General features: G+C 44.8%; 28 protein-coding genes. All 28 read right to left on the reverse strand.

Features of this window, described 5'->3' with window-relative positions:
* Position 1: 1 nt before the first annotated feature.
* The 28 genes from M0R36_01125 to arsM all read right to left on the reverse strand — a co-directional run bounded on the left by M0R36_01125 (position 2) and on the right by arsM (position 26,138).
* A complete protein-coding gene (locus M0R36_01125; GenBank protein MCK9554411.1) occupies positions 2-1,234 on the reverse strand; it encodes a hemolysin family protein in 1,233 nt (410 codons plus the stop codon).
* Positions 1,235-1,440: 206 nt separating this feature from the next.
* On the reverse strand, positions 1,441-3,066 hold the full coding sequence (locus tag M0R36_01130; GenBank protein ID MCK9554412.1) for a thiamine pyrophosphate-binding protein: 1,626 nt from the start codon (positions 3,064-3,066) through the stop codon (positions 1,441-1,443).
* 33 nt (positions 3,067-3,099) lie between these two features.
* The gene (locus tag M0R36_01135) at positions 3,100-3,843 is read right to left on the reverse strand and encodes a hypothetical protein (GenBank protein MCK9554413.1); all 744 of its coding nucleotides are present in this window, start codon (positions 3,841-3,843) and stop codon (positions 3,100-3,102) included.
* Positions 3,844-3,855: 12 nt separating this feature from the next.
* Positions 3,856-5,229: a TrpB-like pyridoxal phosphate-dependent enzyme gene (locus M0R36_01140; GenBank protein ID MCK9554414.1), complete on the reverse strand. Its 1,374-nt coding sequence runs from the start codon at positions 5,227-5,229 to the stop codon at positions 3,856-3,858.
* A 143-nt stretch (positions 5,230-5,372) separates the two neighbouring features.
* The gene (locus M0R36_01145; GenBank protein ID MCK9554415.1) at positions 5,373-6,509 is read right to left on the reverse strand and encodes a helix-hairpin-helix domain-containing protein; all 1,137 of its coding nucleotides are present in this window, start codon (positions 6,507-6,509) and stop codon (positions 5,373-5,375) included.
* A gap of 17 nt (positions 6,510-6,526) precedes the next feature.
* Positions 6,527-7,021 carry a hypothetical protein gene (locus tag M0R36_01150; GenBank protein MCK9554416.1) on the reverse strand — a complete coding sequence of 165 codons (495 nt, stop codon included), beginning with the start codon at positions 7,019-7,021 and terminating at the stop codon, positions 6,527-6,529.
* Positions 7,018-7,365: a helix-turn-helix domain-containing protein gene (locus M0R36_01155; GenBank protein ID MCK9554417.1), complete on the reverse strand. Its 348-nt coding sequence runs from the start codon at positions 7,363-7,365 to the stop codon at positions 7,018-7,020. Before M0R36_01155 ends, M0R36_01150 begins: the two co-directional genes overlap by 4 nt.
* Positions 7,366-7,448: 83 nt before the next feature.
* Positions 7,449-8,252, reverse strand: a complete 804-nt coding sequence (locus tag M0R36_01160) for an ABC transporter permease (protein ID MCK9554418.1) — start codon at positions 8,250-8,252, stop codon at positions 7,449-7,451.
* Positions 8,253-8,255: 3 nt separating this feature from the next.
* A complete protein-coding gene (locus tag M0R36_01165; protein ID MCK9554419.1) occupies positions 8,256-9,002 on the reverse strand; it encodes an ABC transporter ATP-binding protein in 747 nt (248 codons plus the stop codon).
* A 9-nt stretch (positions 9,003-9,011) separates the two neighbouring features.
* Positions 9,012-9,578 (reverse strand): type II and III secretion system protein, encoded by a 567-nt coding sequence (locus M0R36_01170; GenBank protein ID MCK9554420.1) that lies wholly within the window; start codon positions 9,576-9,578, stop codon positions 9,012-9,014.
* 119 nt (positions 9,579-9,697) lie between these two features.
* Complete coding sequence (locus M0R36_01175) at positions 9,698-10,186, reverse strand: NYN domain-containing protein (protein MCK9554421.1); 489 nt, start codon at positions 10,184-10,186, stop codon at positions 9,698-9,700.
* 63 nt (positions 10,187-10,249) lie between these two features.
* Positions 10,250-10,399 (reverse strand): hypothetical protein, encoded by a 150-nt coding sequence (locus M0R36_01180; GenBank protein MCK9554422.1) that lies wholly within the window; start codon positions 10,397-10,399, stop codon positions 10,250-10,252.
* Between the two features lie 108 nt (positions 10,400-10,507).
* The gene (locus M0R36_01185) at positions 10,508-11,065 is read right to left on the reverse strand and encodes a hypothetical protein (GenBank protein MCK9554423.1); all 558 of its coding nucleotides are present in this window, start codon (positions 11,063-11,065) and stop codon (positions 10,508-10,510) included.
* Positions 11,066-11,083: 18 nt separating this feature from the next.
* The gene (locus M0R36_01190; protein ID MCK9554424.1) at positions 11,084-11,251 is read right to left on the reverse strand and encodes a hypothetical protein; all 168 of its coding nucleotides are present in this window, start codon (positions 11,249-11,251) and stop codon (positions 11,084-11,086) included.
* A 1-nt stretch (position 11,252) separates the two neighbouring features.
* Positions 11,253-12,506 (reverse strand): tetratricopeptide repeat protein, encoded by a 1,254-nt coding sequence (locus M0R36_01195; GenBank protein ID MCK9554425.1) that lies wholly within the window; start codon positions 12,504-12,506, stop codon positions 11,253-11,255.
* Between the two features lie 148 nt (positions 12,507-12,654).
* The gene (locus M0R36_01200) at positions 12,655-13,902 is read right to left on the reverse strand and encodes a saccharopine dehydrogenase family protein (GenBank protein ID MCK9554426.1); all 1,248 of its coding nucleotides are present in this window, start codon (positions 13,900-13,902) and stop codon (positions 12,655-12,657) included.
* Positions 13,903-13,964: 62 nt separating this feature from the next.
* A complete protein-coding gene (nspC, locus tag M0R36_01205; GenBank protein ID MCK9554427.1) occupies positions 13,965-15,062 on the reverse strand; it encodes a carboxynorspermidine decarboxylase in 1,098 nt (365 codons plus the stop codon).
* A gap of 141 nt (positions 15,063-15,203) precedes the next feature.
* Positions 15,204-16,805, reverse strand: a complete 1,602-nt coding sequence (locus M0R36_01210) for a B12-binding domain-containing radical SAM protein (protein MCK9554428.1) — start codon at positions 16,803-16,805, stop codon at positions 15,204-15,206.
* Between the two features lie 32 nt (positions 16,806-16,837).
* On the reverse strand, positions 16,838-18,805 hold the full coding sequence (locus M0R36_01215) for an ABC transporter permease (GenBank protein MCK9554429.1): 1,968 nt from the start codon (positions 18,803-18,805) through the stop codon (positions 16,838-16,840).
* Positions 18,806-19,774: an HlyD family efflux transporter periplasmic adaptor subunit gene (locus M0R36_01220; GenBank protein ID MCK9554430.1), complete on the reverse strand. Its 969-nt coding sequence runs from the start codon at positions 19,772-19,774 to the stop codon at positions 18,806-18,808. It lies immediately after the preceding gene.
* Positions 19,767-21,032, reverse strand: coding sequence for a TolC family protein (locus M0R36_01225; protein ID MCK9554431.1), 1,266 nt, complete (start codon positions 21,030-21,032; stop codon positions 19,767-19,769). The genes M0R36_01220 and M0R36_01225 overlap by 8 nt, the downstream gene beginning before the upstream one ends.
* Positions 21,033-21,255: 223 nt before the next feature.
* Complete coding sequence (locus M0R36_01230; GenBank protein ID MCK9554432.1) at positions 21,256-22,131, reverse strand: proline iminopeptidase-family hydrolase; 876 nt, start codon at positions 22,129-22,131, stop codon at positions 21,256-21,258.
* Between the two features lie 16 nt (positions 22,132-22,147).
* Complete coding sequence (locus tag M0R36_01235) at positions 22,148-22,726, reverse strand: MarC family protein (protein MCK9554433.1); 579 nt, start codon at positions 22,724-22,726, stop codon at positions 22,148-22,150.
* A 118-nt stretch (positions 22,727-22,844) separates the two neighbouring features.
* Positions 22,845-23,924 (reverse strand): ACR3 family arsenite efflux transporter, encoded by a 1,080-nt coding sequence (gene arsB / locus M0R36_01240; protein ID MCK9554434.1) that lies wholly within the window; start codon positions 23,922-23,924, stop codon positions 22,845-22,847.
* A 37-nt stretch (positions 23,925-23,961) separates the two neighbouring features.
* Complete coding sequence (locus tag M0R36_01245) at positions 23,962-24,669, reverse strand: cytochrome c biogenesis protein CcdA (protein ID MCK9554435.1); 708 nt, start codon at positions 24,667-24,669, stop codon at positions 23,962-23,964.
* The gene (locus M0R36_01250; protein MCK9554436.1) at positions 24,666-25,097 is read right to left on the reverse strand and encodes a thioredoxin family protein; all 432 of its coding nucleotides are present in this window, start codon (positions 25,095-25,097) and stop codon (positions 24,666-24,668) included. The genes M0R36_01245 and M0R36_01250 overlap by 4 nt, the downstream gene beginning before the upstream one ends.
* Positions 25,098-25,340, reverse strand: coding sequence for a thioredoxin family protein (locus M0R36_01255; GenBank protein ID MCK9554437.1), 243 nt, complete (start codon positions 25,338-25,340; stop codon positions 25,098-25,100). It lies immediately after the preceding gene.
* A 15-nt stretch (positions 25,341-25,355) separates the two neighbouring features.
* Entirely contained in the window at positions 25,356-26,138 is a 783-nt protein-coding gene (gene arsM / locus M0R36_01260; GenBank protein MCK9554438.1) for an arsenite methyltransferase, read from the reverse strand.
* Positions 26,139-26,143: the final 5 nt, after the last annotated feature.

Below are 26,143 nucleotides of genomic sequence, written 5' to 3' on the forward strand. Positions count from 1 at the left end.
CCTATTTAAATGTCTGAACTATGACTTCGTAGATGTTGGACCGGCGTATTTTTCTCGTTATAAAAGTACAGTTGCCGTAGTTTATTCTCTCCTCCGCCCGAGGCACTCTGCCGAAAAGCCCGATGAGCCACTGGTTAAGATTTTTCTCGTCCCCGGGCACGCTCCTGCATATTACATTTCCGAGTTTTTTTAAATCCACCCCGCCGCCGGCAACATACCTGTCGTCGGCTATCTTATAAATATAATCGGGCATAATATCGTATTCATCTTCTATATTATCACCCATTACGGCCTCAACTATGTCTTCAAGTGTTATAATACCGGATATTTTACCGGACCTGTCGCGAACCACGGCTATATGCTGATAGCTTTTTTTAAGCTTGCCGAGCACAGACGGAATCGGCTCGTCACTCTCTGTCTCAAGTATAGGCCTGCATATTCCCTTAAGCGACGGGTCCTTGGGATTTGTCTGCAGGGCGCTGACAATATCTTTAAAATTCACATACCCTATCACATCGTCTTCATTGTTCCCGTTAATCAGAGGAAAACGCGTATGATGGTGTATATGGGCTTCGATTAAAGCTTCGCTCAATGACATTTTGGTTGAAAGGACCTTTATTTCCTCTTTAGTAACCATAACATCGCTGACTTTTATGTTAGCCAGATTCACCGTATGGGAAAGAATCCTTTGCTGGTCCCTGTTTATAAGATTGTTGAGCTCCGCGAAACGGGCAAGGACAGATATTTCTTCAGCCGCGGCCGTTTCCGCCTTCCCTCTTTTTTTACCCTCAAACGGCTTGTTCAGAAACTGGACAGCGTTGACAAAAGGGGTAAATACGCGTATAAGATATTTCAGCGGCAGGGCGGTAATTCCCGCCACTTTCCTGTTATACCTTACTCCAAGCGTCTTGGGAAGTATCTCCGTCCACTGTATCATTACCAGCGAGAAAATGACCGAAAACGCTATAATCCATTTCGGCCCGAAAAGCTCTTCGAATTTAGCGCCGGAAAGCGCCGCTCCTATCGTATGAGCGAGAGTATTGATAATAAGTATAACCGTTATCGGCTTTTCTATATTATCCTTGAAGTGTTTCCATATATTCGCCGCCACCGGTTTTTTCTCGGATAAGCGGCCTATGTCAGCAAGCGACACGCTCAAAAGACACGCTTCCATAACCGAACACAAAAATGATATTCCCAAAGCGATAAATACAGTGAACAATAATATCGTCATATTTTTTCTCCTTTAAATAAATACGCAGAGACGAAGGATGTGGGACGCAATTAAATAGGGACAGACACCTATTTAAAGGAAATTCTAAGCACTAAATCCGAAATCCTAAACAAAAAAAATAAAGAACGTGGAAACGTAAAAAACCTATCGTCTATATTCTGTCTTCCTCATCCTTAACCTTATCCTTATCCTCAACCTTAACCTAGTTACTTTATACGCTTTTTCAGGTTTTCGTTCAGTATCTTAAGCCTTGAAGAACGGTCGTTTTTATTTATTTTCACATCGATAACTGTCGGAGATGTTTTATTCTTAAAAGCCGCCTTAAGAGCGCTTACAAATTCTTCTTCTTTTGAAACGGTGAACCCTTTCCCTGCGCCTATAATATCAACTATACCGGCATATTGCCACGGCTGTACATCATTGAAGCAACCGTCCAGCATAGCGCGGAATGTCCCGTAGCCGCCGTTATTTAAAATAATCACAATAGGGCTCAAACCGTAACGGGCCGCGACTGAAAGTTCCATACCCGTCATCTGAAAAGACCCGTCCCCCACAAGCACAAGTGGACGCCTATCGGGAGCGGCAAACTGAATTCCTACCGCGGCGGGAACAGAAAAACCCAAAGAAGCGTAATAGGCGCAGGAAACAAATTCGTTCATAGCGTGCACCCTGAGATCCAAACCCGCAAACAACGGGTCTCCGGGCTCGGCAATCACCGTTGTATCATCCCGCAAATATGTATCTATGCACTCAATAAGCCGTTTCATAGTCATATCTTTATTTTTTACCGGAGTAAACGGAGGAAGAGTGTGCCTGTTTATCTGTTCGGCAGACACTTCAGGCTCGGGCAGCGCGTCAACAATCGCTTTAAGGAAAGATTCCATATCAATACCGGGACACGAAACTTCTCTGTCTATAAGCTTATCCGGCATTAACAGTATTGATTGTTCAGGTTTAATATGGGCCGTAAAAATCCCAGTCGATAAATCCGTAATCAGCGGGCCTACAGAAATAACGCAGTCGGCGCTCTCCACTTCCTCGCGCACATCATCGGGAGTCATCGCCCCGGTATACACACCGACAAACTGTGGGTGGTTCTCCGAAACCACGGATTTTGCGAGCACCCCCGTCACAAAAGGGAAACCTGAATGTTCCAGGAATTTCAAAAACAATTTCTGTATCCCGAAACGATGGATTTCAACACCGGCTATGACAAGCGGCTTTTTAGCGGAATTTATAAAATCCATAACCTTCTTCAAAGGGCTCTTAACAGCAACTTTTTTTGCCTGCAGATGTCTTTTGGCGGGTTTGGGCGGTTTTTTTATTTCAACATCCACCATATCACGGGGCAGTTCGATATACCCCGGGCGTTTTGTCCTGTGAATAGCGTCAATAACACGGTTAATATCGGAAGCTGCTGTCTTCGGGTTATCCAAAACCGCCTGGTCTGAAGTCATTTCACGGAAAACATTAAGCTGTGTCTTAAAAGAACGCACCTTATGATGAAGCAAAGGGTTGCCCTTGCGCTCGGAGAGGCCGGGCGCGCCGCTCACTACAAGGACCGGCGAGAGTTCGGCAAAAGCCTGCGCCGTGCTGTTCGCAAGTTTTAGGCCGCCGGGACCGTATGTCACGCAAACTACTCCGAAACCTGTTATCCTCGCATAAGCATCGGCCGCAAATCCCGCTCCCTGTTCATCACATGTATTAATGACTTTAAGAGGGCTTTTGCAGAGCTGGCTGTAAAAATTCAGGACATAGTCGCCCTGAATGCCGAACACGTGTTTTGTTCCCGTTTCCCGGATTGCCTTAATCAGGTATTCTGCGATTGTCATCTGTTTTCCCCTGTTAAAAAACCAGAAATATTTTTACTGAACTTCAACTGACGCATTTTCATCAAAAGGGTTTGTCCTCATCGCGAGAGAGAAAAGGTAAGGATAATTGGATTTTAAATGCCGCATGTAATCCAGCCATTCCGCTATTAAAAGATGATAAACCCTTTTTATATCTCCCTCCAGATGTTCGTAATCGCGCCCGGGTAATCCATGCAGGGTTTTCCTGTGAATAAGTTCTTCCGTTAAATGAAACACTGCCCAGAGAAGATTTGTGAATGCGTCATGTTCCAGCAGGTTGGGGTTTTCCAGAAGATTCAGCAGAAACTGCCTTTTATCCTTTAAAAATTTCTTAACATGCTCTAAGTCGCCTTTTTTACTGTCAATATTATAACTGTGCTGTTTAACATGTCTGCACATCTTCAAGAATTCCTTTTCAGACCAGTCATTTGTTACCACCAGTTTCTGTGTAATCTTAAAAGCTTCCGTATCAAAAGCGGAAAAAGCTTTAAGCAGTTCCGTTCCGACTTCGCTGAAGAAAGCTCCTATAACCATATTCAGTTTATTAAGCATCGCTTTCTTTTCCCTGTGGTGCAGTAACTGGTGCAAGACCATGGTTACAAGCAAAACTTCAATGAAAACAAACCCTATATCCCCGATAAGATATAAAAAGATATGGTGAGCATCCCTGAAAATCAAAAAATGGGCGTAATAAACAAGCGCGGATAAAACTATCAGCGCAAGCCCTAACAAAACCTGCCAGGTTAAAAGCTTTTTCATTTTAATTCCCTTCTATCCGTCTACTTTAGGCAAACCTCTCAACGATTCCAGCGATTTTTGGATTTCCGAATCGGGAAGGTGGTATTCAGTCAGTTCCCCGTCTAAAAATTTTTTATAACCGGCCAGATCCATTAAACCGTGACCGCTGAAATTCATTAGTATAACTTTTTCTTTTCCCTCTTCTTTGGCTTTCTTCGCTTCATCAATAACGCAGGCCACCGCGTGACTGGTTTCGGGAGCGCATATTATACCCTCGGTTTTAGCCCACGTAATAGCGGATTCGTAACACTTAATCTGGTCAAACGCTCTCGGCTCAAGCAACCCTTCTTTTACCGCATGGCTCACAAGAGGCGCCATGCCGTGGTACCTTAAGCCGCCCGCGTGAATCGGCGGAGGCACAAAATTGTGTCCCAGCGTATACATTGCAAGTAACGGCGTCATGCACGCGGTGTCGCCGTGGTCGTAAGCAAAAGGCCCTTTTGTCAGGGTCGGGCATGCCGTCGGTTCGGTGGGAATCACTGTAATATCCTTGCCGTTGATCTTTTCATAAACAAAAGGAAATGCCAGACCGGCAAAATTACTTCCGCCGCCGGCGCATCCTATAACTATATCGGGCAGTTTTTCGCCCACTTTCTCCAGTTGCTTTTTTGCTTCCAGCCCGATGATCGTCTGGTGCAGCATAACAAAGTTAAGCACGCTTCCCAGAGAATATCTTGTTTCCCCTGTTTTATCCTTCACAGCTTCTTCTATCGCTTCGCTGATAGCTATCCCCAGGCTTCCGGGCGTATCGGGCATTTCTTTTAAAATCTTTCTTCCGAATTCTGTTTCATTGCTCGGGCTGGATACACATTTGCCGCCCCACACCCGCATCATAGTCTTACGCATGGGCTTCTGGTCAAAACTTATTCTGACCATATAAACTTTACATCCGAGGCCGACGATCTTACAGGCAAAAGAAAGCGCGCTTCCCCACTGTCCGGCGCCTGTTTCAGTGGTAAGTTTTTTAATGCCGAACTGTTTGTTATACCACGCCTGGGCAACAGCCGTATTCGGTTTATGGCTTCCCGGAGGGCTGACACTTTCATCTTTGTAATAAATGCGCGCGGGAGTATCCAGATGTTTTTCAAGATAAACAGCTCTTCTTAACGGACTGGGCCTCCACCTGTAAAGAATTTCAAGTATTTCTTCCGGAATATCTATCCAGCGCTTTTCGCTGGCTTCCTGCTCTATCAGATTCATTGGGAACACGGGAGCAAGCATATCCGGAGTTAATGGTTTACCATCCGGACCTACGGGAGGTTTAGGTTTATTAGCGAAATCTCCTATAATGTTGTACCACTGCCGGGGAATATCTTTTTCCTCCAATAAAATCTTTCTGTCAACCATAGTTGCCTCCTTTATATAATGTGTGGATTTAAACTTTTTTAAACAAATAAAGGCATAAAAAAATACATACCATGCTTAGAAGGTTACCCGGATATTTTATCACAGGAAGGAAAAATAATCCTGTTTTTATCGTTCTAAAGTTCCTAAAAACTCACATAATTCGATGCTTTTTGCAGAAGTTTATTCACTTTTCCTATATCTCCCATATGACTGATGCGGTGTTTGTTCGCGCGAAGAGAAAGTATGCGGTTGACGGTAATTTCCCCCAGGCCGGGCACGCGGAGAAGTTCGTATTTGTCGGCTTTGTTGACGTTAACGGGAAACTTATCCATATTACTCAACGCCCAGGCTTCTTTCGGGTCATTCGCAAGGGGAAGATTGCCTTTTGAATCGAACGGAATTTCACCGGATTTAAATCCGTATTTTCTCATCAGCCAATCCGCCTGATAAAGGCGGTGCTCTCTTGTCAGCATCTCGGCGTTGGATAAGGCGGAATTTTCGCCCGATAACGAAGGTTCGCCGAGCCCTCTCTGGTAGGCGCTGAAATATACGCGGTGGAAATTGAGCCGCCTGTAAAGTCCCCACGAATAGGATACAATATCCCTGTCGCTCTCACCCGCCGCGCCGACCACAAACTGTGTGGTCTGTTTTACATGGCTGTAGCGCGAACCTTTCTGAGTCAGGCTGCTTATAAGTTTGATGGGGCGGATAATATCTTTTATATAATTTTTCGCTTTTGAAAGCTCTTTGAAATTTTTTTCGCCGGCGGTTTCTATGTTAAGCGAAACAGCATTTGCAAGCGCCAGCGCCTGGCGAATCGCTTCATCGGACGCGCCGGGCAGTATTTTAAGATGGATATATCCCCTGAAATTTTTTGTCCGGAGCATACGCGCCGTTCCAATAAGCATATCCATCGTCCTGTCGGGTGTGCCTATAACGCCGCTGCTTAAAAAAAGGCCGCTCACTTTTCTCTCGCGGTAATAATCAAAAAAGACACTTACCAGCTCTTCGGGTTTCAGGCGGCAGCGCCGGGGGTCCATCCCCGCTCTCAAAGGACAATATCTGCAGTCGTTAACGCATTCATTGGAGAGAAGGATTTTAAAAAGATAAGTCGTCCGCCCTGCCATAGTCGTTACGGGATAAATCCACCTGTCGTCTTTAGAGCGGACCCTGTGTTCATAGTCGTTTGTCCCGCACGCGCATGCGAGGTCATACTGCGAGTCGCGAGAAAGAATCGAGAGTTTATCGGACAAACTCGGTTGTTTTATGATTGCCGGCAACGTTTTTATCCTGTTTTTTATTTAAGCTCAGATTCATATCTTTTTAAAAAAAGCTTGTCTTTTTCTCTGCCTGCAATCTTTTTCGACAGGAGCAGATCTCTCAAACTTCCGGTTTTTACAGGAATATTTTCTACATTAAAAATTTCAGCGTTGTTATTTATCTCCGAAAAACTTAAACCGCTTATCTGAAGAAGTATCTCAATAACAATTCCATACGGGTCACTTGCCACAATAACCTTTTTATTTCTTATAATATCGCGCAAATCTTTGTCGGCATATTCTTTCATATTGTTTTCATCTTCTTTAACGGATAAATTCATATCTATCCTTTTTAAACACCGGCAGCATTTCTTTACATTCTCTACAACAGGTTCAATAAAAATATCAAGGTCGTTAGTCGCAAAAGAATTTTCCGCGGATTTGGAATAAAAATTTATTCCGAACAGTCCGACTACAACATACCTGACACCTTCCTTATTAAGGTTTTTTAAAGTTTCAAAATATGCATTCATTTCATCCTGCCTTTTTTAACCTTATCAAAAAATTCCCGCCTTGCAAAAAAGACATTAAAGACCCAGGCTTTGTCTTCCTTCTGGTATGGAGCATTCTGTATAAGAGCGATTTTGCGATTCATCTCCGGGTTATCATAGGGTTCCCGATAAGTTTTTGAAGTTGATATAACATCGTTAAAAGAACACCCCAAAAACTTGACTACTCTTTCAAGCTTACTAATTGACAGACTCCTTTTACCTGAATCAATAAGAGATATATTACTCTTATAAAAACCCAGTTTCTTACATAACTCCGCAACCTTATATCCCCTGGAATGACACGCTTCCTTTATCCTGTACTGCATAACTAAACCCGCCTTTTGATATAAAGTTATCATATAGTGATAACTTTGTCAAGAGGATAGAAGAAGACTTATTCCCCTGTTCTTCAGCCCAAACTCTCGGCGCTGTAGCGCGCGATGAGGCCTGTGCGCACCGCGTGTTTATAAGTATGGGTAAAGAACAGGCATGCCGCCAAAATATACACCACAGCGAGGATAACACTGAGCAGCAATGACATCCACGAAACCTGTCCGCCTTCAACAACCGCCCTCATTGCCTCAAAAACATAAGACGGCGGCAGGATTTTTGATACAAGCTGCATCCATCCGGGCAAAATAGAAATGGGATACAAAACACCTACAAACGGCGAGACTATCGCCGGTATCGGCCATATAAACCACTCCGCCGCAGGCCCCATACGCAGTACAAGAGCGCTGGCGGCAACACCCAACGCTATCCCGAACATAAAAAGTATCAGCAGTATCGGTATAATCACTATCCCGTAACTGAAAAATGAAAGCCCGAAAATAACGATTGCCAGGAAAAACATCACTATAATACCCACGGTGCTTGTCGCTATGCTCGATGTAACAAGCCCCGTTACGTATTCATATATAGAGATAGGCGTGGAAAAAATATTGATAAAGTTACGCGACCAGACGTCTTCGAAAAAAGCCATCGTAACGCCCTGCATAATACGTATGAAAAAATCCCACAGCAGGACCGCGCCCAGCAATGCCGGAACAAAATTGAAACCCGCATTCGACACAGAATTAAGGTACCGGGTCAGAAACCCCCAGAGGATAATATCCACCGCCACCCAGATAAACAGGGGGAAAACACGCGTAGTGCTGCTGCGTATCAGGTAAAACTGCCTTAAGACTATTGCGCCTACACGTTGAAAATTCATAAATTACATCCCCTCCAGGGAAAGCGGCTCGCGGGCGACTTTGATAAAAAGGTTCTCCAAGGTATCCTCGCCGTGCTCGCGGGGCAATGTTTTGGGATCGCCCTTCAAAAGGATTTTTCCGCGCGAAAGGAAAAACACACGGTCGCAGACGACTTCGACTTCATACATATTATGGGACGTCCACAACACCCCGCATCCCCTGCCAGCGACAAATTCGCAGATGTTCGAACGGATATCACGGGCAATCGAAGGGTCAAGAGACGCCGTGGGTTCATCCAGCAGAAGCAGGTCCGGGCTGTTTATCATAGCTTTTGCCAGGCTGACACGGGTTTGCTCTCCCGAAGAAAGCACGCCGCATTTGGTGTCGCGGAACTTTTTAAGGTCAAAACGTTCTATAAGCATCTCAACCTGCCGGTCGACATCTTTCACGCCGTATAACATACCGAAAATACGCAGGTTCTGATGAACGGTCATATTGCCGGGCAAAGGGGCGTACACGGCGGCAAAATTAGCGCGTTTCAGGGCTTCCGTGCGATTGGAATTGATATCTATACCGTCTATGGTTATGGAACCGCTTGTGGGCTCGAGCACTCCGAGTATCATATTTATCGTCGTAGTCTTCCCCGCGCCGTTCGGCCCGAGCAGGCCGACAATCTCGTTGCAGTCCACTTTAAACGAAATATCATTTACCGCAAGCGTATCGCCGTAAACTTTCTTTAAATTGCTGACCAGAAGCGCTTCTTCGCCCATAACTATCCTTTATTTCATTATCCTCGGCGTCAGTATTATATCAAGGCTCGAGGATTTGCTCGACTTGAAAAACGTCCCGGAAAAATCCTTATCCTGAATAAGCCCGCCTATGGAAATGCTCTGTCCGTCAACCGCTATCACGGTCGTGGAAAGGCTTTTTACATCTATGATTTGTTTCTTTCTATCTATAACGGCGCTTATCTCGGGCACAAGTTCTATCTCTATATAATTCCCTTTTATTTTAGGCGTGACTTTCAGGCTTGTGCCGACCTTTTTAAATGTTATGTCTTTAGACACTATATACCCGTACCGGTAAAAATAATCTATGTAATAAGTCGCGAACGGGACATCCTCGCCCACCCTGATGGTAGCCGTCAGCCCGTCCGATACCACTACAAACTGCTTTGAATATTTCGAACTTGTCTGGTTGCGCACCACAATCTTATTCTTGGAATACTGTACGCCCCCGCCGGACTCTTTAAACTCCACCTCTATGGAAATATTGCGAGGCAGGGCGTAAGCAGATACACATGAAAAAACCAGGAACAGATATATAAGAAACTTAATTTTTCTCATTTGATTTTTCAGCTTTTACGATTTTAGCTCTTGACAACATTTTCACATATGATATATTTCTATTGAATTACGATAAGAGGCTATCCAAAGGGTTCCGTCCCGCGGTAATGCCTCTTTTTTTATCCCTGACAACCCAATTTATTTCTTAGCCCATTCATAAACAGCATATACGGAGCAAACCTCCTCAGCAAGGATGAGAAACTATATCTATTTGGAATAACAAGTTTCAACAGTTTATCCCGGCTCTTAAGATATTCTATCAAACAGTAGAAATCTCCATCTCCTGAAATTATAACCGCTTTATCATAATTAGGATATTCTATCATAGAATGAAGCACTAGTTCCGCATCTATATTACCTTTGGGTTTTCCATCCGGAAGAATCAATGTCGGCTTAAATATTAAAATATACCCATAGTTCTGCAATCTGGCATAAATGCTCTCATTCGTAACAACATATCCTATGAATATAAATGCTTTTGTGATGTTATATTTATCCTCCATGTATTTTCTAAATCGTTTAAAATCAAGTCTCCAATTCTGTCTCCGAATAGAAAGATTTAAATTCTGGCTGTCAATAAATGCGTAATTATTTCCCTTCTGTTTCACGCGTTTAATTCCCTTTTGCTTTGCGCATTAAATCAAATCACATAGACACAGATATATTACTAATCAGCCTGATTTCTTCTTAGCCACAGCAGAGATAAAGCTTACCGGGCCGTAAACATTTCTCCTGACAATACACACGGCGTTGCAAACCCGGCAAAGCTTATTCTCTTTTTCTGTCCTGGGAATGAAGTAACCATTGTTTCTTAAGTACATACTACCCTCCGTTTTTGGGAGAATAGTAACATACCCAAACGACATCGTAATGTCGCTGGAATAATTATTTTTATTTAAGCTAAAGAAGAGCTATTGAAAAGATAGGACTTAAAACTCCAAGACAACAGGCTCATCTCTGTAGCGCGACTTGCCGAGTATGACTTTATTCTCTGCGGGAAGGAGCGTTACATCGCCGTCGTCTCTGTCTCCCAGGGGGCACGTGCGGACAATTGTCATAAGCAGGCGGTTATATTTTTCCCCTTCAGCGGTATAACCTGTATCCTTATCAAAACGGACAAAGCAAACGTCCTTGAAAACCCCGGAGCCGCTGCCGCCCGAGCCTGTAATAAGCACGTGGATGCCATTATCCAATTTTCCGCACCATTTATAATAAAAATACTCGGGGCTATCAGCATCCTGGCATACGACATAGCCGCTGTCTTCGACCTTAACATCGGAATCATTATACTCATTACTATGCGGGGCGCTTATATCCACGGAAATCGTTGTGGGCAGTCCTCTATCCGAATACCAGCTTTCGAACTCCTGAACCAATCCGGGGTGAATGGGCTTACCCTGATACATAAATCCCGGTTCAATCTCCGCAAAAAGACCGGATGACAAACAGCATAACGCGATTAAATAAAAAATAAATGTCACTTTCACATAAACTCCCGTTTTTTGTTATCCTCTTTTAATTCTTCTGCCGCAGGAAGGACACTCAACCTCATCGTCAAGGAAAAGGCTGGAAGGTATCTCTTCCCCGCAATCAGGGCACTTCATACTGTCCGAACCCATACCTACATCATATTCAAGAAAATCATCCAGTAAATCGTCATCATCCCCAAACATATTATTTCCCCCTTTTTTTGTTTAAAGCCTCTTCAATCATTGCCAGGTCTTTCTGTATTTCCTTTTCATCCGGTTCAAGCTCTATAGCTTTTTTTACACATTGATATGCCTCTTCGTATCTCCCTGTTTTATAAAGCAATTCAGCTTTTGTGCTGATTATAATACCGTTATCAGGACTCAAAGCTATTGCCAGCTCTATCAATTTCAAACCTTCCTCAATGTTTTCACCGGATTTATAATAATTATAGGCCTTTGTATTATAGGCTTTGCTTAAACCATCAGTTACGCGGCTGTCCTGCAGTCCCTTTTCATAAGCAAATTCCAACCGTTCAATTGCCTTATCATTATTATATGTAAGAAAATAAAACATGCCTTCCGCATAAGCAAGCCTCACATTGCCGGGGGAAACTTCATATCCTTTTTTGAACCACTCTAAGGCCTTTCCATACTGAACTTCATCTTTGCTTTTAGCATAAAGGTACATATAGAGGTTAGCTATACTTACATATGTCAATATATAATCCGGATCCAGTTCAAGAGATTTTTTATAGTATTTCATAATTAAACCCAGATTTTTCTCTATATTTGATAAGTCTGCATTCCTTATAGCTCCTGCTAACACTCTATAACCACGTGCATTATCGGGCTCAAGCTTGATGACTTCCTGAAATATTTTTATTACATTGTTTTCATCAGGGACAGCTTCACAAGCCCACAAATAGATTTGATAATAAACATCCATTTCATCCTTATTATTCTGGAGTTCGCTAACCTTTTTGAGTTCACACGCTGCCTCTTTATAATTCTGTTTTAAAATGTTGTAATGAACTGAAAGCCATCTGTTATAAAAATTATCGGAATTTACTTCGTCCGCCCTGTCAAGCCACATTTTCCCTTCGACCATACGGTCGTTAAGCATATAAGTCCTCGCAAGGTTGCCGTAAACTACATCTTTCTCCTCACAATCATCAGGTAAATACGCTACCTGTAACTCCGTCGCCTTTAGCAGATTTTCATAATCCCCAACGTAATCAAAACAATATGCCAGACACTCATAAAGTTCACTGTTATAAGGATCTTCTTCCAACTGATATAAAAGAGCATTGATGGCATCTTCCGGAGTTCTCTCTTCTTCAAAATCAGCTTCCGCAGGTTTATTCGGCCTATCTAATTTCAAATTTGTTTTGGCAATTGAACCAAAACACGGCAGGATTAAAAACACCGCAAGAATGGCTATAACAGCGTTTCTTTTCAAGGATATCCCTTTTTTGAGAATATTAACATGCTCTAACGACAAGGTAATGTCGCTATGATAAAAATTAATAAAAAAACCCTCCGCAGAAGATATCCGCGAAGGGTTCTATTTTTAACTGTCATATTATGCGGACATTCCGCTTTTATTATTACCGGACTCTCTTGCTTTCAGGAAGAGGTTTCGGATGTTCTTCAACAACTGTCGGAAGACCTATCCTGTTCAGTATCTCTATGAACGGGTCAGGGTCGAGCTCTTCCACATTTGCCATAGTCTTCACATCCCACGGGCCTTTCGCTATAAGCATCGCGGCGGCTACCGGCGGGACACCGGCCGTGTAAGAAATCGCCTGAGATTCCACTTCCCTGTAACATTCGGCATGGTCGCAGGTGTTATAAATGAATATTTCCCTGCGCTTGCCGTCTTTCTCCCCTTTAACATAATTGCCTATACAGGTCTTGCCCGTATAGTTGGGCGCGAGAGACGACGGGTCGGGCAGAATCGCCTTAAGCACTTTCAGCGGCACGACTTCGACTCCCTCGGCTGTTTTAATCGGCTTCTCGGAAGTCAGGCCCAGGTTAGTCAGAACGGTAAACACATTTATATAGTGGTCGCCGAACCCCATCCAGAAACGTATGCTGTTCGCGTCAATGTTTTTCGAAAGCGAGTGCAGCTCGTCATGGCCGTTTAAGTAAACCGGCTGTTCCCCGACAACCGGAAAATCATACATCATCTTTATTGAATGGACTTTCTCCATAACCCATTTGCGGTCTATCCATGTCCAGACTTTCTTGAACTCGCGGAAATTGATTTCGGGGTCGAAGTTTGTCGCGAAATATTTCCCGTAACTGCCGGCGTTAACGTCCATTATGTCAATAGTGTCAATCTTATCGAAGTAATGTTTCACCGCGAGCGCGCAGTAAGCGTTGACGACTCCCGGATCGAATCCGGCCCCGAGTATAGCGGTGATATTATTCGCCTTGCATTTATCTTTGCGTTTCCATTCGTAGTTAGCGTACCAGGGCGGGTCTTCGCAGACTTTATTGGGATCTTCATGTATCGCAGTATCCATATAGGCGACTCCCGCCTGAATGCATGCCTCAAGAAGAGACATATTCACATAAGCCTGCGCGAGGTTGATAACGATTTCAGAGCCGGTATCTTTTATCAGTTTTACCGTCGCGGGAATATCAAGGGCGTTTATCTGCTTCGAATACAGTTTTTTTGACTTATCTTTAAGGTGATTTTTCTTTTTTACGCTCTCGATAATCTTATCGCATTTTTCTTTTGTCCTTGAAGCAATACAGATATCGCCGAGAACATCGTTATTCATAGCGCATTTATGGGCAGCCACATGCGCCACTCCGCCCGCTCCCACAATTAAAACATTCTTCTTCATCCCTTATATCTCCTTTACTATCCCGTCATATTCCTTCGGAATGCCGGCGGCGGAACTTCACATTATAAATCATCCACAAAATCTTTATAAGTAAATTTCCTGACCACATCCATTCTGCCGTTAAGCCGCCTGACCACTATAGAAGGCATCTCAAGCCCGTTAAACCAGTTCTTTTTAACCATTGTGTAACCTGCTGTATCAGAAAATGTTATTACACCGCCGATTTTAAGTTTTGATTTGAAGTTGTATGTCCCGAAAACATCACCGGCAAGGCACGAGCGCCCGGCTATCATATATTTATGCTTTCCCGCGCCTGAGTTTTTCACCTTGGCCGGAAGCCTGTAAATGAGCAGATCAAGCATATGGGCCTCGGTTGACGCGTCAACTATCGCGATATCGATTTCGTTACGCACAATATCAACAACTCTCGTAACCAGTTCGGCCGATTGCGTAACAGCGCTTTCGCCGGGTTCAAGATAGACCTGGACGCCGAAGCGTTCCGCAAATTCTTTCAACTTGCGGCAGAACCTGTCAAGAGGGTACCCTTCCTTCGAAAAATAATATCCCCCTCCAAGGCTCACCCATTTGAGTTTTTTAAGCACATCGCCGTACGCGCGGCTTACATAATCAAGATTATCCGAAAAATCCTTAAAACTATCGTTCTCACAGTTGAAATGGAACATAGCGCCGCTCAGAAAACACAGGACGCCGGAAAGCGACTTTTTATCCGACACGCCAAGGCGCGAATACCTGCGGGCCGGGTCGGCCAGGTCGAAACGGGAATAACTGATTTTCGGGTTTATCCTTATGCCTATATCAAGGCCTTTAACATAAGGGCGGAACCTTTTTAACTGCGAGACGGAATTAAAAATTATCTTATCGGAAAATTTTGCCAGCTCTTTTATTTCTCTTTCGTTATAGCCGACGGAATAAGCATGGACTTCCTTCCCGAATTTTTCGCGCCCGAGGCGGGCTTCATAAAGCGAGCTTGAAGTGGTCCCGTCCATATACTTTTTCATCAGGTTAAAGACGCTCCACGTCGAAAAACATTTAAGGGCAAGGACGGATTTCGCGCCGGAACAGTCTCTGATATGCCTTATTATCTTCAGATTTTTAAGCAGTTTTCGTTCATCAATGAGATAGTAGGGAGTCTCAATCATTTCTTCTGATAATATTCTCTCAACAGATTAATATATTAATTTTAAAAAATACCCATATATTAATAATCAATCCTGAATTTGTTTGCAAGTTATTTTTATATTTTTCCGGGTCTGAACGTAAAAAACGGGAAAGCGGCGGCTTCAGGAATTCTTGCGGCTTGTATGCCTGAAGCGCAAATGTGATCTGGCTGATTTAAGTTTTTGAGAAAAAGAACCTTTTTTGAAATCGGCAACCCAGCCTTTTAAAATAAACCAGCCTCCGAACCTTATCAAATGGCTTCTCCAGTAGCGGTACCATCTTCTCCATCCCTGCTTGATATTGTGTAAAAAGAAAATCACCGAAGGGAAAGAGATTATGTGAAGGCCTATCATAAACATATATTTAAACTGGTAAAAAGCCCCCATTATCTTCTTCACGGATTTCTGCATCTCTTCCGCGCTCAACGGGGCGTCGGGCTCGAACAAAGGGAAATTGCCGTCATAAAACTCCCAGCCGACATCTTTCAGCGGATATATCCTGTTCTGTTTTTCAAGCCTTGCCCGGAGTTCCGTTCCCGGGAGAGGAACAGGTATCATAACCTGGATTGTATCAAGCCGGGCTTTTTTAATGAATTTTTTAAATCTCTTTATCCTCTCATCCGAAGACATCCTGAACTGCTCGTTTTCTTTCATAGGGTATCCGAATATAAACATCCCGTGTATCAGAAATCCCATCTTGCGGTATATTCCCGCCAACAACAGCATATCTCCGGGAGTTATGGCTTTGTTCATCGCCTTTAATTCTTCTTCGATAGGCGACTCAAAGCCTATCGCCACGGATGATATACTCGCTTTGCGCATAGCAGACAGGAGTTCCGTGTCTTTCGCCTTATCGAGACGTATCTGGACGGCAAGGTCAAGCCTCTTGCTTATTTTTTTCTGATACTGTTCAAGCATATTACAGAAGCGGATGGTTTCATCGCGCTGCTGGCCGAACAGGTCATCGACAACAAAAAAATTCCTCGCATTCTTTGTTTCGACAAGGGAACTTATCTGTTCCATAAGCCGCTCGGGGGAAGAATACCTTGGCTTACCTTTAACGGTGCAAAACTCGCAGTTCATCCCACAGCCGCGGATTCTCTCAACGGGGTAAAGTGTTATTTTAGCGTAGCGGACAAGAGCAAAATCGGGAACCGGCAATTTGTCGAAATCCGTTATCGGTTCCCTTTCCGGCGTAAAAACCGCCTTACCTTTTTCCAGATAAGCTATGCCTTTGACTTCGCTTAATTTCAACTTTCCCTGTAATGCCAGAAGAAGTTCTTTGATGGTCTCTTCGCCCTCGCCGATAACAACATAATCTATGGAAGAGTTCAGCGCTTCAACAATGTTTTCTCCCGCAAAATGCTGGCCGCCGGCAATTGTCGCCACACCCTGTTTTTTATAAAACTCAGCCAATTCATAGACTCTGGGAATTGTGCTCGTCAGCCCGCCGTAAAAACCCGCGGCATCGGCAAACCTTATATTCTGCAGGAAATCGTGGTCTGCTCCGGTATCCTCGCCTCTGGGGCCGTAGAGCCTGAGATTGTTTTCGTCTATGACCTCGGCATCCCATCCTTCCATCTCATTGACAGCGCTTGCCACCGACACGGGGCCTAAAGCCGTGGTCCTTCTCGCTATGGACGAATAAATATTGAACGCGGGATAAGCCGGAATGACGATCCTTAACCTGTATCTTTTTTTATCTGGGGCTAACATATTTTCCATAAATTACCGTTAATTATAACACATTTGCGGAATTATTCATACCTCAACGCGTCCACAGCGTTAAGCTCGGCGGCCCTTTTGGCGGGCCACAGGCCGAACCCGACTCCGACAATCACAGAAAACGTGCTGGCAAGCACAACAGAATATATTGATACTTTTGTGGTCCAACCGGCAAAAAGCGAAAGCAAAAATGCCGTTCCCGCCCCGATAACTATCCCGAGCAGGCCGCCTGTCAGAGACATAACAATCGCCTCTATAAGGAACTGCATCATTACATCCGCCCTGCGGGCTCCTATCGCCTTGCGAAGTCCTATCTCACGTGTTCTTTCCGTGACGGAAACAAGCATGATGTTCATTATTCCTATGCCTCCGACCAGAAGCGATATGGCGGCAATACACCCCAGCAGCAGGCTCATCGTCCTGGTAGTGCTTGATATCATATCCTGTATCTCGCTCATATTCCGGATATTAAACGAATCTTCATCCTCATACAGGCGGTGCCTCTTTTTTATAATCTCTTCTATCTTTTTCTGGGCTCCATCCATAAGTTCCTGGTCCGAAACTTCAACATAAATCCCCTCAAGATAATTTTTTCCCAGCACCCGGTACATAGCCGTCGTAACGGGAATATATACAATATCATCCTGGTCGCGAAACCCGCCGAAACCTTTCTGCGGCGCTATTCCTATAATACGGAAATTAATCCTGTTTATTTTTATGGTCTTATTGATAGGATTTTCATCGGCGAAAAGTGTTTCAAGGACGGTTATTCCCACAACCGCGACCTTTTCCCTTTTCCTGATTTCTTCTTCGTTAAACCATCTGCCCGTTTCAGGGACAGCGGCTCTCATCTCGGCGTAATCCAGGCCGACACCTTCAATCCTGGTATTCCAGTTTTCGTTCTTATAAACAAGCTGAACACTGCCGCTGATGATACCCGACACTTTACGGACATCGGGTTTCAGCTCTTGAATCGCCTCAACATCATCGAATGTAAACCTTGTTATCGCGCCTGTACCGCTCGCGGCCCCGTGGACCTTGGCCGAACCGGCCCTCACCGAAAGAAGATTCGAGCCAAGGGATTTTAACCTTTCCTGCATAGAACTCGTCGCCCCTTCGCCAAGCGCCAGCATGGCAATTACAGAAGCCACACCGACCAGGATCCCGAGCATGGACAAAAAAGACCTGACTTTATTCGATAAAACGGATTTCACAGCCTGATGGAAATGTCCGAACAATTCGCCGCCCTGCCAGATGGAACGTTTTCCGGAAATAATTTTATTTAAATCATAAACCGCTTTTTCACTTTCGGGCCCGGATTCCTTTTTCTCATCCGAAATTATCTTCCCGTCCCTCATCGAGATAATCCTGCTCGCGTATTCGGATATTTCCTGCTCGTGCGTTACCATAATGATGGTTTTGCCTTTTGCGTTAAGGTCTTTCAGGATATGCATTATCTCGTGTTCGCTCACCGAATCCAGGTTGCCTGTAGGCTCATCGGCGAATATTATCATCGGTTCTTTGACGAGAGCCCGGGCGATGGCAACGCGCTGCTGCTGCCCTCCGGAAAGTTCGTTCGGCCAGTGCGAAGCCCTGTCCTCAAGCCCGACAGAACATATCCTGTCATAAGCGGCTGAGCGTATATTTTTAGCGTCCTTTCCATAAATAAACGGGAGTTTGACATTTTCAAGAGCGCTCACCCTCTTTAACAGATGAAACTGCTGAAAGACAAAACCGACAAGCCGGTTTCTCAAAGCGGCAAGTTCATTGTCGGAAAGGTTGCTTATATTCCTGCCGGAAATGATATATTCGCCTGCATCGGGCCTGTCCAAAAAACCAAGTATATGGAGAAGAGTTGATTTTCCCGAACCGGAAGGGCCCATTATCGCCACAAATTCCCCGCTTTCGATGGAAAGAGAAACATCCCGGAGAGCATGGACCTCGACTTTTCCCATACGGTAAACTTTAGATATATTTTTTAAATCTACTATCGTCGCCAATTATTTTTTCCCTTTTCTCCCGGGCGGCATAAACGGACTGCTGACCGATTTTTTCTGCGGAGGCCGGTAAGAACCGTTTTTGACAAGAACCGTATCATCCTCTTTTAAGCCGGAAAGAACTTCTATGTTTTCGGAATCGCTGAGACCCGCCGAAATGTCTGTTGTCTTGATTTCGCCTGTTTTTTCATTTTTCACCGTCACTGTTTTACGGCTGCCTTCGGCCGTCACGGCTTCCGCGGGAATGAGCATGACATTTTTACGTTCAGCGACTATAACATCCACATTGGCGCTCATGCCGGAACGGAAAACTTCCGGTATGCTTTCAGGAAGTATATCGACTTCATAAATCGTCACATTGTTGACAACTTTTGATTCATAAGATATATGGTCAACAACCGCATTAACCTTTATTTCGGGATACGCGTCAAGGCTGACAACCGCTTTCTGCCCGAGGTTTATTTTCCCGACATCGGTTTCATCAACATCAGCCTGGACGATAAGCCTGTCGGAAAGGACAATCACCGCATCCCCTGTTGTCACCGTCTGTCCGGGTTCAACCGAGCGGACAATGACTTTGCCGTCTATGGGGGCAATCAGGGGCGCCGCTTTGTAAACTTCCTGCCAGTATTCCATTTCCGTTTCGCCTTTCAGCCTCGCGGAATCGAGCAGAGCAGCCCTTTCCGTCGAACTCATAAGAGCCAGGATATCCCCTGTTTTCACGGACTGCCCTTCTTCTACCAGTATCTCGTCCACCCTTCCGGCAATAGGAGGTTTTATCTCAAGCCGGTTCTGGGGTTCCACTACGCCCGTGGTAGATACCGCGACTTTTATATCCCCGTAAAACGGTTTTACAAATTCGGATGTCTTTTCCATGTCCGAATTATTTTCCTTTATGAAACCGGGCAGAAAGAACGCCGCGGCCGCCAACACACCAAGCACAATGATTATCTTCAAAATTTTTCTACTCATAACCCAAAGTTCCCCCTTTGGCCTGAACCCATTCCGCTTCGGCTATTAACATAGAAGCCTGCGCGTTGAGATAAGATTTTTTAATGTTAACGAGATTATCTTCTATTATTATCCAATCATCAAAATTAATTATTCCGGTGGAATATTCCGCTCTCGCGATTTTCGCCCTCTCTTCGGCGGCTAAAAGAAATTTCTCCTGCACGGAAACATTATCAAACGCATCCTGGAAATCGACCCAGGTCCGCTCAAGCGTCACTATAATACTGTCGCGCCCGCTCCTTTCCTCGGCAAGCGCTTCCTTAACCTGCGCTTCCGCCCTGGAAACCTCGGATATTCTCCGGCCGCCTTCGAACAGAGGAAAAGAGACGGAAAAACCCACTGTCCACTCCTCTTCTCTCGGAGGCCACTTAGGGCCGGTCCTGCCGGCGGAAGAACTCAGGTAAACTTCCGGGAAGAAATCCGATTTGGAAGCTTTAAGCCCGTAACGGGCGGCATCCTTTTTCGCGGCAAGTTCTTTCAGGAAAGGGTTATTATCCGCCAGATATTCGAAATCAGGCGTATCATCAATTTTTTCCGATACCCGGAAAAGGCCTTCGACCTCCACGGGTATCCTTTCTTCCCATCCCATCTGTTTAATCAATTTAATCCGGGCAAATGAAATGTTGCGCCTTGCCTGTTTTACTTCAAACTCAGCTTCCGCCAAATCCGCCCGGGCAGTCAAAAGAGAGCCGCGGTGCTCGCGCCCCGCTTCATACCGGAGTTCGACCAGGGAGAGGTTCTGCTTTCTTCTTTCCGCAATTTCTTCGGTAATATAGATAAGTTCCTGGGCCCTGAGAAGCTCGGAGAAAGCCGTTTTCAGATTTAAACGCACATTGGATGAGACAACGGAATAGTCATATTGGTTAGCTATCAGGTTCTGGTTCGCTTCGGCGACATTATTCGAAGTTTTGAACCCGTCAAATACAAGCTGGCTGCCGGTGATGGAATAAGCGAATGTGTCCTTCTTTTCCTGTGTCCCCACAGGTTTGGTTTTCTTTCCGCTCAGGTCCGTGCTTACCTGCGGAAGCATGGGACTTCTTGCTATGCCTTTATCGGCAAGAGATTGTTTTATTTTCGCTTCCGCCGAAAAAAGGTCCGGATTCATGGTAGCGGCTTCCCTCACACAATCTTCCCATGTAAGGCATTCCGCCGGCGCGATACCGCAGGAAAAGATGCAGGGAAAAAGGATAAAAACGAATATAAATATAGACCTCTTCATCGAGAATTATTCCTCAATATCAAGATTTAAGGATTCAGAAAATCAAACTTCTGCTTACTTAGACACAATACAGCCTGTTTTATTCCCTTCAGAAAAATAATTTTCAAAAGAATAATTATTAAGAATGGTATTTTATCACATGTTAAATGGGGGCAGACACCTTTTTTACAAGAAAGGAGTCAGTCCCCCATTTAATACGCGGGCAGAAATATAAATAGAGTTTTTAATTTTTCTCCGACCGGTGCAAAAAATCACGGGCCACACTGATAAATTCACCGGTTTTTTCGCTGATATGGATGTGCGAGGCATCCTCAAATATATGGATTTCAGAACCGGGAAGCAACCTATGGTAATACTCCGTGGCTGAGGGAGAGGCTTCATCATATCGTCCGCAGGTAAATAACACAGGGATACTTATATCTTTAAGTTTATCCGTCACATCAAATCCTTTCAACGTTCCGGTAACCGTGAATTCGCTGGGCCCCCACATATAATTGTAAACATCCGCGCCCATTTTTTCGAAAGTCCTGTTAAGGCACCCGGGCCACGGGTCAAGACGGCATACATGAAGCCTGTAAAAGTTCATCATCGCATCCGCGTATTCTCTGGAATCGTATCTGCCTTTTGCCTCGCTCTCGGCTATCACCGCCCTGTCTTTTTCCGACAGTTCGGATAGATAACTCCGGGCATCGGACGCGAAGCGTTCCGCGTTCAGAGCCGGGCCCGAAAGAATTAAACTTACGACGCCTTCCGGTTTTAAATCAATAATGTAACGGGCCGCAAGCATCGTCCCCCACGACACGCCGAGCAGATGAACTTTTTTGAGCCTCAGCATTTCCCTCACCTGCTTTAACTCTCCGACAAACCTTTCGACCGTCCAGAGAGAATTATTTTTAGGCCGCTCTGAATTGCCGCCCCCCAGCTGGTCATAAAAAATAACGGGCCTCTCATCGGCAAGTTTTTCCAGCGGCTCAAGGTAATCGTGGGTCGCGCCGGGACCGCCGTGAAGGGTTAAGAGAGGAATGCCCTTTTTACCAGCGCCCTCAATCTTATACCAGACTTTACCGCCCTTAACCGATATATAACCTTCAGTTTCCATAAACGTTCCCGAAATATCAACTCAGGATCAGCATTATGCCTTTCCTTATCATCATCACCGCAATCGACGCCAGCAGGAGAGCCATTATCTTCGACAGCGCTTTGCTTCCGGCTACCCCCAGTCTTTCTATAAGAATATCCGAAAGCGAAAATATCAGTCCCGCGAGCAGTATATTAGACAGAATAGATATCAGGCTCGCCAACAGGCCGTATTCCGCGATTATCACCAGCGATGTGGTGAGGACCGCAGGGCCCACTATAAGCGGAGTCCCTATCGGGACAGCTCCCATCTCCTGAGAAGGCACCCGCCGGCGTTTTCCGGAAGTGAGAATATCCATAATCGCTATACAGAAAAGAATGGAACCTCCGGCTATCATAAAATCGGACACCGTAATCCCGAGAAACCTGAAGACGAATTTGCCGAGAAAAACAAAACTTACAGCGAGGCATCCCGCGGTAACCATAGACTGAATAATTATAGATACCCTCTCTTTTCTGTCGATATCCCTCGTCAGCGAAACGAATATCGGAAGGACTCCGATAGCGTCAACAGCTACAAACACCGGAATAAAAGCCAGTAAAATATTTTTCAACATACCAGTATCTCCCCATTTATTCCCTGCATGCCGTTTATTTTAATAGATTTTCGATTTCTTTAACAGCGGAATTTTGCTTAAGGAACACTTTGCCCGAAGGTCGGGAATATGCGCTGTTTTATTTAAACCACCCTTGCGTCTTCAAACATACCTTCACCAGCATCAGCATAACCGGAACTTCAATCAATACCCCGACAACTGTAGCCAACGACGCGCCTGAAGACAGTCCGAAGAGGACAGTCGAAGTGGCAATTGCCACTTCAAAATGGTTACTCGCGCCGATAAGGGCTGAGGGCGCGGCGTCCCGGTACGATAATTTCAGCCATTTAGCCAGGCCGTAAGTAATGGCAAAAATAAGGCATGTCTGGATAAAAAGCGGAACGGCAATAAGAAAAATCACCTGCGGCTGCCTGATAATCAAATCCCCCTTAAATGAAAACAGCAGAACAAGCGTCAGCAATAAAGCGCAGATTGAAACAGGAGTAAGATAATGCAGAAATTTCTCTTCAAACCATTTCAGCCCTTTTTTTGCAATCAACAATTTCCTCGAGTAATACCCCAATAATAACGGCAAGCCGACATAGACCACCACGGACAACACAATCGTCTGCCACGGGATAGGCATCCTGTTCACTCCCAACAGCCAGCCGCCCAGAGGGGCGTAGAGAAACAGCATCGTCAGCGAATTAATCGCCACCATCACCAGCGTATGTCCGTCGTTTCCCCTGGATAAATGTCCCCAGATAAGGACCATAGCCGTGCACGGCGCGATACCCAATAAAATACATCCTGCGATATAAGACCTGAATAATTCTACCTGCGCGCCGCCTTTAACGATTTCCGTTCCCGGAAGCCATCCTTTAAACAATAAGCCGAGGAATAACCACGCAATGGCAAGCATGGTGAATGGTTTTATGCACCAATTCACTATCAGCGTAAGGATAACCGGGCCGGGAGTTTTGCCAGCCTTAACGACTTCCGCGAAATCAATTTTCACCATTATGGGATACATCATAAAGAAAAGGCATATCGCAATCGGAACAGATACCTGATAAATCGAAATCCGGTCAAGCGCGACAGCCGCCTGAGGGAATAATTTCCCGAGTAGAATTCCAAAACAGATGCAGGCAATCACCCAAAACGTAAGGTATTTCTCAAAAAAAGAAAGCTTTTTCTCCTCGTGGACTATCCGTTCCATAACATATTTTCTCCTGAAAAACCGATCTGCGCCGGATTCAATGAACAGCAGATACCGCAATATAAATCGCGGCTATAATAATAAGGACACCGCATATCTTTTTCAAAATATAAGGGCCCTTCGAGCTTTCATTCCATTTAAGGTACCTTTCAACAACTTCCGTGAAAGTGCCTGCAAATACAATTATTGAACAATGCCCTATGCCATACATAGTTAAAAGTAATACCCCGTACAGAACCCGTGTTGATGAGATTGAGAAAGTAATGGCAAGCATCGGCGCCATATACGCAAATGTGCAGGGCCCGAGCGCGATTCCGAAAACCAGGCCTAATATAAACGCCGCAAAAAAACCTTTTCTTTTCATGTCGCCGCTACGGGCTCCGCCTATCAACGGCAAAGGAATAATCCCCAAAAGATGCAGGCCGACAGCCAGAAAAATAAAAGCCACAAAATAATTCCCCCACACGCCTATATCTCCAAGCATTCTCCCCATGCAGGCGGTGATTATTCCTATAGCGGTTATAGTGACAAGAATACCCGCAGAAAAAAGCAATGATAAGATAAAGGCCTTTCTTTTTGATATTTGCCCTCTGTTGCTTATAAACCCTACAATAAGAGGAATGCTCGCGAGATGGCAGGGACTCAACAGGATACTTAAAATGCCCCATATAAATGCCGCGCTTAGCGCGATGACAGGCGCATCCTGTAACGCCCCGGTAAGTAAATCAAAAAGCCGTGTTATCACTTTTTCACTCCCGCGTTTTCAAATATCTTTTCTATTTCTTTCTTAGGGAAGAAACCTTCATGCCGGAATATCTCATTGCCCTGTTTATCAAGAAACACCTGTGTCGGGATGAGCCTGATTTTATATTTGTCAGCATACTGTTTCCCGTCCTTTGTCCAGACATCATAGAACACGACTTTCACTTTTCCTTCATATTCATTTTCAATGGCATTAATGATAGGCTGCATCTGCTTACAGGGAATACAATTAACTGAACCAAGTTCAATAAAAACAACCTGTTCCCCGCCCGCAGGCAAATCACTGTTATTATTTCCCGTAACATCCTGTCCCTGAACACATCCCGCTAACAATACCAGGACACCTATAAATAAAACCGGGTACACTGTTCTTTTTGACTTATTTCCCGTTAAATTTATTTTCCATATCATTTAATTCACCTGTCCTTTAATCCATTTTTCGATTTCGGATACCGGAGGTATTGTACCTGATGTTTTAACCTCTCCGTCAATAACCAAAGCAGGGGTAAGCATAACATTGTAATTGCTGATATCGCTTATTTTCGTAACCTTGACTATTTCCGCGTCAACACCGGACTGTTCAACGGCCTGCCGGACATTTTCATACAGTTTTTGACATTTCGGACAACCGACACCTAATATCTCGATTTTCATTCTATCTCTCCTTTTTTATCTTTTCATCGCCGAAACTTTTATGCTGGTTACCGTTTCCTGAGCGGCATTAAGATTGTCAAACATCGCATCCACCGGATAGCTCGATTCGCTGAGCACTTCAATATTCTGAAACCCGGCGGTTTTTATAAGTTTTAAATAATCGTCTTTTTTTATCGCCCCGGCAAGACAGCCGACATATGCCTCAACCGAATTTTTGATTTCATCCGGCAAGTCCCCGGTAAGCGCCAAATCCGAAACCATCAGTCTCCCGCCGGATCTCAAAACCCTATACGCCTCTTTAAATACCGTTTCCTTGTCAGGCGACAGATTAATAACACAGTTTGATATAATCATATCGATTGAATTGTCCTTTATCGGTAATTTCTCGATCTCACCCAAGCGGAACTCCACATTGCTATAGTTGCCCTTCTTGGCGTTTCCCTGCGCTTTAGCGACCATCTCCGGCGTCATGTCAACGCCGATGACTCTGCCGGTTTTACCGACACACTGAGCCGACAAAAATGCATCGAACCCTGCGCCGCTCCCTAAATCAAGCACGGTATCGCCCTTTTTCAACAAGGCAAGAGCCACCGGATTCCCGCACCCGAAACCTAAATTCGCCCCTTCGGGAACAGCGTTCATCTCAGAGTCGCTATAGCCGACCTTCCTGCTGATATCTTCCGCCCGGCTTGTTCCGCAACAACAAGAACCCGCGGAACAGCAGGATTCTTTTTGTGACAACGCTTTCGCATAGCCGGCTTTGACAATTCTTTTGATTTCTTCAGTATTTTTTTCCATTCCGC

The sequence above is a fragment of the bacterium genome (genome assembly GCA_023228325.1).
GTDB lineage: Bacteria > Auribacterota > UBA6266 > UBA6266 > UBA6266 > UBA6266.